This is a genomic window from Pseudomonas triticicola (genome assembly GCF_019145375.1).
GTDB lineage: Bacteria > Pseudomonadota > Gammaproteobacteria > Pseudomonadales > Pseudomonadaceae > Aquipseudomonas > Aquipseudomonas triticicola.
Genome location: NZ_JAHSTX010000001.1, coordinates 89,225 through 103,978, shown reverse-complemented (window position 1 = coordinate 103,978; position 14,754 = coordinate 89,225). Strand labels below are relative to the sequence as shown.

10 protein-coding genes and 1 pseudogene are annotated in these 14,754 nt (G+C 61.3%); 10 read left to right on the top strand and 1 reads right to left on the bottom strand.

Annotated elements, in window-relative coordinates:
* The first annotated feature begins 36 nt into the window (after window positions 1-36).
* The 6 genes and pseudogenes from KVG85_RS00405 to KVG85_RS00385 all read left to right on the top strand — a co-directional run bounded on the left by KVG85_RS00405 (window position 37) and on the right by KVG85_RS00385 (window position 7,746).
* Window positions 37-2,622 carry a TonB-dependent receptor gene (locus KVG85_RS00405; RefSeq protein ID WP_217862694.1) on the top strand — a complete coding sequence of 862 codons (2,586 nt, stop codon included), beginning with the start codon at window positions 37-39 and terminating at the stop codon, window positions 2,620-2,622.
* A gap of 109 nt (window positions 2,623-2,731) precedes the next feature.
* Window positions 2,732-3,328: a biliverdin-producing heme oxygenase gene (locus KVG85_RS00400; protein WP_217862692.1), complete on the top strand. Its 597-nt coding sequence runs from the start codon at window positions 2,732-2,734 to the stop codon at window positions 3,326-3,328.
* A 160-nt stretch (window positions 3,329-3,488) separates the two neighbouring features.
* Window positions 3,489-3,899, top strand: coding sequence for a YbaN family protein (locus KVG85_RS00395; RefSeq protein WP_122602096.1), 411 nt, complete (start codon window positions 3,489-3,491; stop codon window positions 3,897-3,899).
* Between the two features lie 95 nt (window positions 3,900-3,994).
* Window positions 3,995-5,347 (top strand): annotated as a pseudogene (locus KVG85_RS26200) (methyl-accepting chemotaxis protein); the annotation flags it as partial.
* A gap of 102 nt (window positions 5,348-5,449) precedes the next feature.
* Window positions 5,450-6,205, top strand: a complete 756-nt coding sequence (locus KVG85_RS26195) for a methyl-accepting chemotaxis protein (RefSeq protein ID WP_371699605.1) — start codon at window positions 5,450-5,452, stop codon at window positions 6,203-6,205.
* Window positions 6,206-6,396: 191 nt separating this feature from the next.
* Window positions 6,397-7,746, top strand: coding sequence for a CoA transferase (locus KVG85_RS00385; RefSeq protein WP_217862688.1), 1,350 nt, complete (start codon window positions 6,397-6,399; stop codon window positions 7,744-7,746).
* A gap of 196 nt (window positions 7,747-7,942) precedes the next feature.
* On the opposite strand, the gene arcD (KVG85_RS00380) is transcribed toward KVG85_RS00385, so the two are convergent.
* Window positions 7,943-9,370, bottom strand: coding sequence for an arginine-ornithine antiporter (gene arcD, locus KVG85_RS00380; RefSeq protein ID WP_217862686.1), 1,428 nt, complete (start codon window positions 9,368-9,370; stop codon window positions 7,943-7,945).
* A 438-nt stretch (window positions 9,371-9,808) separates the two neighbouring features.
* Between arcD (KVG85_RS00380) and arcD (KVG85_RS00375) the strand changes: the two genes are divergently transcribed.
* The 4 genes from arcD (KVG85_RS00375) (at window position 9,809) to arcC (ending at window position 14,728) form a co-directional block, all read left to right on the top strand.
* On the top strand, window positions 9,809-11,236 hold the full coding sequence (arcD, locus tag KVG85_RS00375) for an arginine-ornithine antiporter (RefSeq protein WP_217862684.1): 1,428 nt from the start codon (window positions 9,809-9,811) through the stop codon (window positions 11,234-11,236).
* Window positions 11,237-11,271: 35 nt separating this feature from the next.
* Window positions 11,272-12,528 carry an arginine deiminase gene (arcA, locus tag KVG85_RS00370; protein WP_016773516.1) on the top strand — a complete coding sequence of 419 codons (1,257 nt, stop codon included), beginning with the start codon at window positions 11,272-11,274 and terminating at the stop codon, window positions 12,526-12,528.
* Between the two features lie 68 nt (window positions 12,529-12,596).
* A complete protein-coding gene (locus KVG85_RS00365; protein WP_217862683.1) occupies window positions 12,597-13,607 on the top strand; it encodes an ornithine carbamoyltransferase in 1,011 nt (336 codons plus the stop codon).
* A 191-nt stretch (window positions 13,608-13,798) separates the two neighbouring features.
* Window positions 13,799-14,728 carry a carbamate kinase gene (arcC, locus tag KVG85_RS00360; RefSeq protein WP_217862681.1) on the top strand — a complete coding sequence of 310 codons (930 nt, stop codon included), beginning with the start codon at window positions 13,799-13,801 and terminating at the stop codon, window positions 14,726-14,728.
* Window positions 14,729-14,754 lie beyond the last annotated feature (26 nt).

Here is a 14,754-nt window from a genome sequence, read left to right as displayed (position 1 = left end):
CACCTATAAAGATTCGTGCGACACGGAGCGCTATCGATGTCCTCACGCCTTACCCGCCAGACTGCTTCCCCTTCCCGCGTACTGTCGCTGCTGACTGCGGCCATCCTCATGGCTGGCACCGCACCGCTGCTGGCGGCCACCGAGCAACCGACACGCAACATGGGCGATTACGCCTTCGCCATCGGCCAGCAACCACTGGTTTCGGCACTGAATGCCTTCACCGCCGTGACCGGTTGGCAGGTCGGCTTGCCGGCCGAGTTGGGGCAGAACGTCTCGTCGCCGGGCGTGCGCGGTTCGCTGCCGCCGGAAAAAGCCCTCGAGCGCCTGTTGGTGGGGACCAACCTGAGCTTCCGCAAACTGAGCAACAACAATGTCCTGCTGGAAAAACGCAACAGCAGCGGCACGCTCAATCTCGATCAGGTGACCATCAGCGCCACTCGCCAGGAACAATCCGTCAACAGCGTGCCCTCGACGGTCAGCGTGCATGATCGCCAAGCGCTTGACCGCAACAACGTCAACACCATCAAGGATCTGGTGCGCTACGAGCCGGGCGTTTCCGTTGGCGGTGCCGGTCAGCGCGGCGGCATCAGTGGCTACAACATTCGCGGTATCGACGGCGACCGCATCCTGACTCAAGTCGATGGCGTGGAGATCCCCAACGGCTTCTTCAACGGCCCCTACGCCAAGAGCCAGCGCAACTACGTCGACCCGGAAATCGTCAAGCGTGTGGAAATTCTGCGCGGCCCGGCCTCGGTGCTGTACGGCAGCAACGCCATCGGCGGCGCGGTCAGTTACTACACGCTGGACGCCGACGACATCATCAAACCGGGCAAGGACGTCGGAGCGCGCCTGAAAAGCGGTTACAGCTCCGCCGATGACAGCTGGCTGAAGTCCGCCACCGTCGCCGGCCGCAGCGGTGAGTTCGACGGCTTGCTGCATTACAGCCAGCGCGACGGTCACGAAACCGAATCCTTCGGCGGCAACAACGGCACCGGCCTTGCGCGCACCGCCGCCAACCCGGAAGACGTGCGCGCGACCAACGTCCTGGCCAAGCTCGGCTGGAACTACAACGACGATTCGCGCCTGGGCCTGACCTACGAAAAGTACAAGGACGATCGCGACACCGACCAGAAAAGTGCCTACGGCGGCCCGTATTTCAACGGCGCGCCGACCATTCCGAGCAGCGTCCTGGCCGGCGGCATGTACCAGTGGCGCACCGGCAACGACACCATCACCCGCGAGCGTTTCGGTATCGAACACGCGTTCGCCCTCGACAGCCTGCTGGTCGATAACGTCAAGTGGAGCCTCAATCACCAGATCGCCAAGACCGACCAGAGCACCGAAGAGTTGTACTACCCGATCACTCGTAAAGTGCTGCGTACCCGCGACACGATCTACGAGGAAAAGCAGTGGGTGTTCGACGCGCAACTGGACAAGGCCTTCGCCATCGGTGACACCGATCACCTGCTGACTTACGGCACCACGATCAAACAGCAGAAAGTCACCGGTTCACGCAGCGGCGACGGCACATGCCTGGCCGTCGGTCGCGGCTGCACGGCGATTGGCGCGACCAGTGCGGCGGACGTGCTGGCCAAGGCCTCTGATTTCCCCGATCCGACCATCAACACCTACAGCCTGTTCGCCCAGGATCAGATCAGCTGGAACGACTGGACCTTCCTGCCGGGCCTGCGCTACGACTACACCCAGCTCAAGCCGCACATCACCGAGGAATTCCTCAACACCGTGAATGCCGACGGCCAGGGCACGGTCAGCGACAAGAACAAGACCTGGCACAAAGTCTCGCCAAAATTCGGCCTGACCTATGCACTGACGGACAACTACACCTGGTACGGCCAGTACGCCGAAGGCTTCCGCACGCCCACGGCAAAATCGCTGTACGGGCGTTTCGAGAACAACACCACCGGCTACACCGTGGCGCCCAACTCCGACCTTGAGCCGGAAAAAAGCAAAGGTTTCGAAACCGGCCTGCGCGGGAATTTCGAGCAGGGCTCGTTCGACGTCGCGGTGTTCTATAACAAGTACCGCGACTTCATCAACGAGGATGCGGTCAAGCCGGGCGACGATCAGTTGACCTTCCAGAGCAACAACATCAAGCGCGCCACCATCAAGGGTGCGGAAGTCAAAGGTCGCTTGAACCTGGACGCGTTCGGCGCGCCGCAAGGCCTGTATACCCAAGGCTCGATCGCCTACGCCTACGGGCGCAACAACGACAGCGGCGAGCCGATCAACAGCGTCAATCCGCTCACCGGCGTATTCGGCCTCGGTTACGACCAGGACAACTATGGCGGTCTGCTGAGCTGGACCGTGGTGAAGAAAAAGGACCGCGTCGACGACAGCAACTTCAAATCGCCGGACGGCGTCAGCAGTCAGTTCAAGACCCCGGGCTTCGGCATTCTCGATCTGGCCGGCTATTACAAGGTGACCGACGACGTCACCGTCAGCGGCGGCGTCTACAACCTGACCGACAAGAAATACTGGCTATGGGATGACGTGCGCGGTTACGACAGCGTCGGCGAAGCGTCGGTGACGCAACCGGCCAACCTTGATCGCCTGACCCAACCGGGGCGCAACTTCGCGATCAACCTGATCTGGGACATCTGATCCGCCCGGCCTCACTGCGCGTGTTCTCGCCGCGCAGTGAGGTTTTTTTACTGTCCGGCGCCCGCCCGTACGTCTTGTTTTCAAGCGCCTCATTTATCAAGGACACCCCATGACTGCCTCGGAAAAAACCCTGCGTTCGCAACGCCTGAACCAGATCACCCATGAGCCGCACAGCAAACTCGATGCCCTGGTCAAAGCCCACGCACCATTCGAAACCCGCGCCAGCTTCGCCCGTTTCGTCGTCGCGCAATACCTGTTCCAGGCGGAACTGGTCGAGCTGTACAACGATGCCGAACTGACCGCGATCGTCCCGGATCTGCCAGCCCGTTGCCGCGCCGAAGCGGCCAGGGCTGACCTCGCCGACCTCGACACCGAAGTCCCGGCGCCGGTGGCCGGCGCGCTGAAAAACCCGAGCAAGGCGCGGGCGCTGGGCTGGATCTTCGTGTCGGAGGGTTCCAAGCTCGGCGCGGCGTTTTTGATCAAGCGTGCGGTGGCACTGGAGCTGAGCGAAACCTTTGGCGCCCGGCATCTGGCGGAACCGCAAGGTGGCCGCGCCGAGGGCTGGAAAAGCTTTGTGCGCACCCTCGATGCGTTGCCGTTCACCGCTGAGGAAGACGCTGAAGTTGAGCAAGGTGCACTGGATGCGTTCAACCGCTTTACCGTGCTGCTGGAACGGGCTTATGCGATAGAAGCCGAAGTAGCTTGAAGCAACTCTATCCTTTGTGGGAGCGAGCCTGCTCGCGAAGACGGCAGCACATTCAACATCAATGTGGCTGATCAACCGCTTTCGCGAGCAGGCTCGCTCCCACAGGGCTCACCACAAATCTGTAAGATCCCCGTTCCGCTTCAGAAGCCACCGCTGAGCTATGCCCGCACCCGCCCCATCAAAACTCGCCCGTCTGCTGTTCGGCCTGCTGGCCTATGTCAGCCTCGGCATTGGCCTGATCGCCATCGTCGTGCCCGGCCTGCCGACCACCGAGTTCATCCTCCTTGCCGCGTGGGCCGCGACCCGCAGTTCGCCGCGCTTGAGTGCCTGGCTAGAAAATCACCGCCTGTTCGGGCCGATCCTGAGTAACTGGCGCAACGGCAGGATCATCGCGCGCAAGGCCAAGCTCAGTGCCACCGTCAGCATGCTGCTGTGTGCGACGTTGATGCTGGTGATGCTCGATCACGGCTGGCCGATCTATCTGGCGATTGCCGGCATGGCCATGGGCAACCTGTGGATCTGGTCGCGTCCGGAGACGCCCGTCGCGGTAGTGAAACATCCCTGTAATTAAAGCCTTTTCAGCACTTTCCCCTGCGCAAACGTTTAGCAGCGACCGTCCGTCGGCAAGCGCCTCATGCCGTTTCGCTTAACGCCGATGAGGATTGAATGGCGCTGAATGGATTTGGCAAACCGGGCTCCCGGCCCAGCCACCTGTTTATTCCATTCGCGAGATCGCCCATGTTCGACTCTCTGTCCATTCGCCTGAAAATCGTCCTGCTCTCCGGCCTGTGCCTGCTCGGAGTGGTGGTGCTGATTGTCAGCATGAACATCTACCAGACCAACCAGAACGACGCGCTGGTCAGTCAATCCAGCAACCAGTTGCTCACCGCCAGCGTGCAGAACCTGCTGCAGGCCAAGGCCGCCGAACAAGCGGTGCGGGTGCAGAAAACCTTTGGCGAAAGCCTGCTGGTGGTCACCGCCCTCGCCGACCAGATCAAGGATCTGCGGACGATGGCGGCCAAGCGTTCACTCGAAGCCGGCGCCGTTCGGGAAGAGTTGAACCAAAGTCTGAAAACCGCTTTCGAGCGCAACGATAAAGTCCTTGGCATCTGGCTGGCCTTCGAACCCAACGGCCTCGACGGCAAGGACAGCGAATTCGCCAACGATGCCGCGCGGCAGTCCAACGAAGCCGGGCGCTTCGCCTCGTACTGGAGCCGTGCCGCCGGCGCCGCGCTGAATACGATCATGGTCGAGGACGACTTGACCAAAACCACCCTCAGCGTCAGCGGCACGCCGTACAACAGTTGGTACACCTGCCCTCGCGACAACAAACGCACCTGCCTGCTCGACCCGTATGCCGACACCGTCGGTGGCAAGGAAATGCTCATGACGACCATTTCCGTGCCGCTGCTGGTGGATGGCAAAGCGATCGGCGTGGTCGGTGTCGACATCGCGCTCGACGCCCTGCAAGCCGCCGCCGTCGACTCGCAGCGCAGCCTGTTCAACAACGCCGGGCACATGCTGATCGTCTCCGGCAGCGGCGTGCTGGCGGCCGACAGTGCTGACGCGACGCGGGTCGGCAAAAAAATCAGCGATACCCTCGGCGCCGATGGCCAGGATGTATTGCAACTGGTCGGCAGCGGCACAGCGAAAATTCTCCAACAGGGCGAGCTGATTCGCGCGGTTTACCCGGTCGACCCGATCGGCAATTCGCGCGCCTGGGGCGTGGTCATCGACCTGCCGGAGCAAGTGCTGCTGGCCGATTCGGTAAAGCTGCAAGCGGTACTGGATGATGCGCAACAAACCGGCGTGATCACTGCCCTGCTGGTAGCGGGCGTGGCCGGTCTGGTCGGCCTGCTGCTGATCTGGCTCACCGCCTCCGGCGTCACCCGTCCGATCAACAGCGTCGCCGAGATGCTGAAGAACATCGCCAGCGGCGAAGGCGATCTGACCCAGCGCCTGAACTACAGCAAGAAAGATGAACTGGGCGAACTGGTGAACTGGTTCAACCGCTTCCTCGACAAGCTTCAGCCGACCATCGCGCAGATCAAACAGAGCATCACCGAAGCACGTGGTACAGCCGATCAATCGTCGGAAATCGCCCGCCAGACCAGCGAAGGCATGCAGGTGCAGTTCCGCGAAATCGATCAGGTCGCCACCGCGTCCAACGAAATGAGCGCCACCGCCCACGACGTCGCCAACAGTGCCTCGAACGCGGCAAACGCCGCCAAGGGTGCCGATCAGTCGGCGAAGGACGGCATGGCGATCATCGAGCGCAGCACCCGCGACATCAATCAACTCGCCGATGAGGTCAGCAAAGCAGTGACCGAAGTCGAAGCGCTGGCGGTCAACAGCGAGCAGATCGGTTCGGTGCTGGAAGTGATCCGCAGCATCGCCGAACAAACCAACCTGCTGGCTCTCAACGCTGCCATCGAAGCCGCCCGCGCCGGCGAAAGCGGTCGCGGTTTTGCCGTGGTCGCCGACGAGGTGCGCAACCTGGCCAAGCGCACGCAGGATTCGGTGGAGGAAATCCGCATCGTTATCGAGCGCATCCAGACCGGCACCCGTGGCGTGGTCGCGACCATGCACTCGAGCCAGACCCAGGCGCACAACAACGCCGGGCAGATTCGTCAGGCCGTTGATGCGCTGGGCAAGATCAGCGATGCGGTGACGGTGATCAGCGACATGAACCTGCAGATCGCCAGTGCCGCCGAAGAACAAAGCGCAGTGGCCGAAGAGGTCAACCGCAACGTCTCGGCGATTCGCACCGTGACCGAAACCCTCACCGAGCAGGCTACCGAATCGGCAGCGATCAGCAGCCAGCTCAACAGCCTGGCGAGCCAGCAGATGAAATTGATGGATCAGTTTCGCGTGTAACTATCCAGCATAAATCCCTGTGGGAGCGAGCCTGCTCGCGAAGAGGTCGTCATATCCAACATCGGTGTTGACTGACACGACGCCTTCGCGAGCAGGCTCGCTCCCACAGGGGAAACGGGTTCACACCCTGGTTTCATCTAAACCGCGATTCTTTTGCACTATCATCGCCCTCTCGTTCCGGAGGGCCTTCGATGACTGATCTGCTCACGTCCATCCAAACCGCACTCGACTTGCCTCACACGCCAATACCCTTTACCGGTGACGGCGCCCTGCCCTCGGCGTTCGCCGTGACCAAGCTGGCCTGCGCCAGCATCGCCGCTGCCGGGCAAGCGCTCAGCGAATTGCTTCACCAGCAAACCGGGCACTTGCCTGCGGTTGCAGTCGACCGCCGTCTGGCCTCGTTGTGGTTCTCCACCTCGCTGCGCCCGATCGGCTGGCAAGTGCCGCCGTTATGGGATGCGATCGCCGGCGACTATGCGACCCGGGACGGCTGGATCCGTCTGCACACCAACGCCCCGCATCACCGCGCCGCCGCTGAACGCGTGCTCGGTGCCTGCGCCGATCGTGCCGCAATGGCGGCGAAAGTCGCACAGTGGGCGAGCGCGGATCTTGAGCAGGCGGTGGTCGACGCCAAGGGCTGCGCCGCCGAAATGCGCAGTTGGGCGCAGTGGCAGCAGCATCCGCAAGGGCTGGCCGTGAATGCCGAAGCGCTGGTGCAGTTCATCGAGCAGACGGACGAGAACCGCAGCCCATGGCAAGGCTCGATCGCACGACCGCTGGCCGGGATCAAGGTGCTCGACCTGACCCGCGTGCTCGCCGGCCCCACCGCCAGCCGCTTTCTCGCAGGGCTCGGCGCAAACGTGCTGCGCATCGATCCACCGAGCTGGAACGAACCCGGTGTGGTCCCGGAAATGACCGTCGGCAAACGCTGCGCGCGGCTGGATCTGCAAGTGCCAGCGGATCGCGCAGTGTTCGAAGGTTTATTGCAAGACGCCGACATTCTCCTGCACGGCTACCGCGCCGATGCGCTGGAACATCTGGGGTTTGGTATTGAACGCCGAAGGCAGCTGGCACCGGGGCTGATCGACGTCTGCCTCAACGCCTACGGCTGGAGCGGCCCCTGGCAGAACCGCCGGGGCTTCGACAGCCTGGTGCAGATGAGCAGCGGCATCGCCGAGGCCGGACAGCATTGGAAGCACAGCGATAAACCGACGCCGCTGCCGGTGCAGGCGCTGGATCATGCGACCGGGTATCTGCTGGCGGCGAGTGCGATCAGATTGCTGACTGAACGACTGGCCAACGGTCGCGGGGGCTCGGCGCGGTTGTCGCTGGCACGGACGGCGAAGCTGTTGCTCGAGCATGGGCCGGCGACGCATGACCCGCTGCGGGCCGAAGATGCGCTGGATCAGGATCCGGCAATTGAACACACCGCCTGGGGGCCGGCGCGGAGATTGCGCGTACCGGTGCAGATCAGCGGGGTGGCGGTGCGGTGGGATTTGCCGGCGATGGAGTTGGGCTCGCATCCTGCGCAGTGGCTCTAGAAGAAGCCCCTCACCCCAGCCCTCTCCCGGAGGGAGAGGGGGCCTACCGAGGTGTCTTGCGCTATACGCCGACCTGAAAAAACCAGTCGATTATGGATTCGGTAAAGGTCTTTCACGTCGGCGTAATTCGCCAATATCCCCCGGTCAGCCCCCTCTCCCTCCGGGAGAGGGCTGGGGTGAGGGGCTGCTTTTCAGATCACAACGACAATACCCCGCTATACAACCCATAAGCCGCCAGCCCCGCGCCAATCAGCACGCAGGCAAAAATCCCCTTCTCCACCGTGGTAAACACCGGCTGGCCCTGTTCACGCTTGGCCTTGGCAAACAGAATCACCCCCGGCGCATACAGCAGCGCCGACAGCAGCAGATATTTCACTCCGCCGGCATACAACAGCCACACCGCGTAAACCAGGGCGATGCCGCCAATCAGCAGATCCTTGGTGCGCTCGGCAGACGCGTGCTCGTAGGTTTCGCCGCGCCCGCTGAGCAGCACCGCGTAGGCCGCCGACCACAAATACGGCACCAGAATCATCGACGACGCCAGATAGATCAGGCTGGTGTAAGTACCCGCCGAGAACAATGTGATCAGCAGGAAAATCTGGATCATCACATTGGTCAGCCACAGCGCGTTGACCGGCACGTGATTGTTGTTTTCCTTCTTCAGGAACGCCGGCATGGTCTTGTCCTTGGCCGTGGCGAAAAGGATTTCCGCGCAGAGCAAGGCCCAGGACAACAATGCACCGAGCAGGGAAATCGCCAGCCCGATGCTGATCAGTAACGCACCCCACGGCCCGACAATGTGCTCGAGCACTGCCGCCAGTGAAGGATTCTGCAGATTGGCCAGTTCCGGCTGGCTCATGATCCCCAGCGACAGCACGTTGACCAGCACCAGCAGCGCCAGCACGCCGAGAAAACCGATCACCGTGGCGCGGCCGACGTCGCTGCGTTTCTCCGCGCGGGCCGAATAGACGCTGGCGCCTTCGATACCGATGAAGACGAACACGGTGACCAGCATCATGTTGCGCACCTGGTCCATCACCCCGCCGAAGTTCGGATTGCTGCGGCCCCAGATGTCGCGGGTGAAGATGTCCGCTTTGAACGCCACGGCAGCGATGACGATGAACATGATCAGCGGCACGACCTTGGCCACGGTGGTCAACTGGTTGATCAGCGCGGCCTCCTTGATCCCGCGCATCACCAGAAAATGCACCGCCCACAACAGCACCGAAGCGCAGCCGATGGCGATCGGCGTATTGCCCTGGCCGAACACCGGAAAAAAATAGCCGAGGGTGCTGAACAGCAAGACGAAATAGCCGACGTTGCCCAGCCACGCGCTGATCCAGTAACCCCACGCCGACGAAAAGCCCATGTAGTCGCCAAACCCGGCCTTGGCGTAGGCATAGACGCCCGAGTCCAGCTCCGGTTTGCGGTTGGCCAGGGTCTGAAAGACGAAGGCCAGGGTGAGCATACCGATCGCGGTGATGCCCCAACCGATCAGGATTGCCCCGGCATCGGCGCGCGCCGCCATGTTCTGCGGCAAAGAGAAAATCCCCCCGCCGATCATCGACCCCACCACCAGCGCGATCAACGCACCAAGGCGCAGCTTTTGCGTCGGTTGCGACATGCAGATCTCCTTGAAAAAGCCGCTGTTGTTCATTTGTAACAACAGCTGACTAAAAAGCTAAGAGTAGATGACGTTTATCAGGTAATGCCTGATCGAAGACACTTTTATATAGCTGATGACGATAACACGTAGCACGTTAAGTCAGTTTTGTGCGCTGATCCTGATAATTCGATTCTGTACTGAAAACAGATGACCGACATTTGCCAAACGCGCAAAAGCAACTAGCGTCATAGTTCGAAAGCATTAATAGCTATTCCCAATTGCGTTAGCGAAACGGCTCTGGAACGGGCCTCCCAGAGCACCGAGTCATGCCCCGCAACGGGTGGATAAGTCATTCATTAACAATGGAATGTGACCATGCACTGATCCAAGTCAGCTGTTGGAACAGACAACGGTACTAGGCTGTGAGCTCTCCTTTCCTGCAATGGAGTCATGCAAATGTCTGAAGCGCCCGGAAAACTAAGACTCGGTGCACTGGTTGCACTGGTAGTCGGTTCAATGATCGGCGGCGGGATATTTTCCTTGCCACAAAACATGGCTGCCAGCGCCGACGTCGGTGCCGTGCTGATCGGCTGGGCCATCACCGCCGTCGGCATGCTCACCCTCGCTTTCGTCTTTCAGACCCTCGCCAATCGCAAGCCTGACCTGGACGGCGGGGTCTACGCCTACGCCAAGGCCGGATTCGGCGATTACATGGGTTTCTCGTCCGCGTGGGGCTACTGGATCAGTGCCTGGCTGGGCAACGTCGGTTACTTCGTGTTGCTGTTCAGCACCCTCGGTTACTTCTTTCCGATATTCGGCGAAGGCAATACCCCGGCGGCGGTGATCGGCGCCTCGGTGTTGCTGTGGGGCGTGCATTTTCTTGTGCTGCGCGGGATCAAGGAAGCGGCGTTCATCAACCTGGTGACCACGGTCGCCAAGGTCGTGCCGCTGCTGCTGTTCGTGTTGATCGCAGTCTTCGCGTTCAGACTGGACATCTTCACCGCCGACATCTGGGGCGTGAAAAACCCTGATCTGGGCAGTGTGATGAACCAGGTGCGCAACATGATGCTGGTCACCGTCTGGGTGTTCATCGGCATCGAAGGCGCGAGCATCTTCTCCGCCCGCGCCGAGAAGCGCTCGGACGTCGGCAAGGCTACGGTGATCGGCTTCATCACCGTGCTGCTGTTTCTGGTGCTGGTGAACGTGCTGTCGCTGGGCATCATGACCCAGCCGGAACTGGCGAAACTGCAGAACCCGTCGATGGCCGCCGTGCTTGAGCATGTGGTCGGTCACTGGGGTGCGGTGCTGATCAGCGTCGGCCTGATCATCTCGCTGCTCGGCGCGCTGCTGTCGTGGGTGCTGCTGTGTGCCGAGATCATGTTCGCCGCCGCCAAAGACCACACCATGCCGGAGTTCCTGCGCAAGGAAAACGCCAACCACGTGCCGGTCAACGCCCTGTGGCTGACCAACGCGATGGTGCAGGTGTTCCTGATCATCACCCTGTTCTCGGCCAGCACTTACCTGTCACTGATCTACCTCGCCACTTCGATGATTCTGGTGCCGTACCTGTGGTCGGCGGCCTATGCCCTGCTGCTGGCGGTGCGCGGCGAGAGCTACGAAGGCTTTGCCGCCGAGCGGCGCAAGGATCTGATCATCGGCGGTATCGCCCTGATCTATGCGGTGTGGTTGTTGTACGCCGGCGGGGTCAAGTACCTGCTGCTGTCGGCCCTGCTCTACGCGCCCGGCGCGATCCTGTTCGCCAAGGCCAAGCTGGAACTCAAACAACCGGTTTTCACCAACGTCGAGAAGCTGATTTTCGCCGCAGTGGTCGTGGGCGCCGTGGTGGCGGCCTACGGTCTCTACGATGGCTTCCTGACGCTGTAACCCCTGATTGAATTGTCATCTGGAGGAACACAGAAATGACCACGGAAAAAGTGAAGTACGGCGTCCACTCCGAAGCCGGGAAACTGCGTAAAGTCATGGTTTGCTCCCCAGGTCTGGCCCATCAGCGGCTGACCCCGAACAACTGCGATGAACTGCTGTTCGATGATGTGCTGTGGGTGGCGCAGGCCAAGCGCGACCATTTCGACTTCGTCACCAAAATGCGCGAGCGCGGCATCGACGTGGTGGAAATGCACAACCTGCTGACCGACATCGTCGCCATCCCCGAAGCGCTGGACTGGATTCTTGAGCGCAAAGTCACTGCCGACTCGGTGGGCCTGGGCCTGATCAGCGAAGTGAAATCCTGGCTGAAAAGCCTCGAGCCCCGCCACATCGCCGAATTCCTGATTGGCGGCGTCTCGGCCGATGATCTGCCGGACAGCTTCGGTGGCAAGACCATCCAGATGTTCCGCGATTTCCTCGGCCACTCCAGCTTCATCCTGCCGCCGCTGCCCAACACCCAGTTCACCCGCGATACCACCTGCTGGATCTACGGTGGCGTGACGCTGAACCCGATGTACTGGCCGGCGCGCCGTCAGGAAACCCTGCTGACCACCGCCATCTACAAATTCCATCCGCAATTCACCAACGCCGAATTCGAGATCTGGTACGGCGACCCGGACAAGGACCACGGCAACTCTACCCTTGAGGGCGGCGACGTCATGCCGATCGGCAACGGTGTGGTGCTGATCGGCATGGGCGAGCGCTCATCGCGGCAGGCCATCGGCCAACTGGCGCTGAACCTGTTCAACAACAAAGCGGTGGAAAAAGTCATCGTCGCCGGCCTGCCGAAATCCCGCGCGGCCATGCACCTGGACACCGTGTTCAGCTTCTGCGACCGCGATCTGGTGACGATCTTCCCGGAAGTGGTCAACCAGATCGTCGCCTTCACCCTGCGCCCTGACGAAAGCAAACAGGGCGGCATCGACATCCGCCGCGAAGAAGGCAGCTTCCTCGACACCGTCGCTGCGGCGCTCAACCTGCCGAAACTGCGCGTGGTGGAAACCGGCGGCAACAGCTTCGCCGCCGAACGCGAGCAATGGGACGACGGCAACAACGTGGTGGCGATGGAGCCGGGCGTGGTCATCGGCTACGACCGCAACACCTACACCAACACCCTGCTGCGCAAGGCTGGCGTGGAGGTCATCACCATCAGCGCCGGCGAACTCGGCCGGGGCCGTGGCGGCGGCCACTGCATGACCTGCCCGATCATCCGTGACCCGATCGATTACTAATCTTTGAGCCTTCGCCGCGACTTATCGAGCGCGGCCAAGGGGATAACCGAAACCCAAGGAGATCCATCATGGCTTTTAACATTCACAACCGTAACCTGCTCAGCCTGGAACACCACACCCCACGTGAGCTGCGTTACCTGCTCGACCTGTCCCGCGATCTGAAACGCGCGAAGTACACCGGCACCGAGCAACAACACCTGAAGGGCAACAACATCGCCCTGATCTTCGAAAAGACCTCGACCCGCACCCGTTGCGCCTTCGAAGTGGCGGCCTATGACCAAGGCGCCAACGTCACTTACATCGACCCGAACTCCTCGCAAATCGGCCACAAGGAAAGCATGAAGGACACCGCCCGCGTGCTCGGGCGCATGTACGACGCCATCGAGTACCGTGGCTTCAAACAGGAAATCGTCGAAGAGCTGGCCAAGTTCGCCGGCGTGCCGGTGTTCAACGGCCTGACCGATGAATATCACCCGACCCAGATGATCGCCGACGTACTGACCATGCGTGAAAACGCTGACAAGCCGATCCACGAAATCAGCTACGCCTACTTGGGCGACGCGCGAAACAACATGGGCAACTCGCTGCTGCTGATCGGCGCCAAACTCGGCATGGACGTGCGCATCTGCGCACCGAAAGCGCTGTGGCCGCTGGACGATCTGGTAGCGCGCTGCAAAAAATACGGTGAGGAAAGTGGCGCACGCATCACCCTCACCGAAGATCCGAAAGAAGCGGTCAAAGGCGTGGACTTCATTCACACCGATGTCTGGGTATCGATGGGTGAACCGGTGGAAGCCTGGGCCGAGCGTATCCAGCAACTGCTGCCGTATCAGGTCAACGCCGACCTGATGAAAGCCACCGGCAACCCGCGTACCAAGTTCATGCACTGCCTGCCGGCCTTTCACAACAGCGACACCAAGGTCGGCAAACAGATCGCCGAGCAGTATCCGCACCTGAAAAACGGCATCGAAGTGACCGACGATGTGTTCGAGTCGCCGGCCTGCATTGCCTTCGAGCAAGCGGAAAACCGCATGCACACGATCAAGGCGATTCTGGTCTCGACCCTGGCTGATCTCTGACGCCACAGCGCTCCCACTGAAGGAACCGGGAACCCAATGTGGGAGCGAGCCTGCTCGCGAAAGCGTCAGATCAGACAACATCACTGTTGAATGACATACCGCATTCGCGAGCAGGCTCGCTCCCACAGGGATTCCGGTTCCGACAGGGGGATCGAATCGTTTGTCATTCCTCTGCTTAGAAGGATTGCACCATGCGTATCGTCGTAGCCCTGGGCGGTAACGCCCTGCTCCGCCGTGGTGAGCCGATGACCGCTGACAACCAGCGCGCCAACATCCGCATCGCCACCGAGCAAATCGCCAAGATCCATCCCGGCAACCAACTGGTCATCGCTCACGGCAATGGCCCGCAAGTCGGTCTGCTGTCGCTGCAAGCGGCGGCCTACACCTCGGTCACTCCATACCCGCTGGACGTGCTCGGTGCTGAAACCGAAGGCATGATCGGCTACATCATCGAACAGGAACTGGGCAATCTGCTCGACTTCGAAGTGCCGTTCGCCACCCTGCTGACCCAAGTCGAAGTCGACGCCAACGACCCGGCCTTCAAGAACCCGACCAAGCCGATCGGCCCGGTCTACGACAAAGCCGAAGCGGAAAAACTCGCCGCCGAAAAAGGCTGGGCGATTGCTGCCGATGGCGACAAATTCCGCCGCGTGGTCGCCAGTCCACGGCCGAAGCGCATCTTCGAAATCCGCCCGATCAAGTGGCTGCTGGACAAGGGCAGCATCGTCATCTGCGCCGGTGGCGGCGGGATTCCGACCATGTACGACGATCAGCGCAACCTCAAGGGCATCGAGGCGGTGATCGACAAGGATCTGTGTTCGTCGTTGCTTGCCGAGCAACTGGAAGCCGACCTGCTGGTGATCGCCACCGACGTCAACGCGGCTTTTATCGACTATGGCAAACCCACCCAGAAAGCCATCGCCGAAGCCCACCCGGACGAACTCGAACGCCTTGGTTTCGCCGCCGGCTCCATGGGGCCGAAGGTGCAGGCAGCCTGCGAATTCGCGCGCCATACTGGCAAGGTCGCGGTGATCGGTTCGCTGGCCGATATCGAAGCCATCGTCCAGGGCACCGCCGGTACGCGGGTCAGCACGGCGAAGCCGGGGATCAGCTACCGATAACAATAAACGCCGGGGCAGGCTCAAGG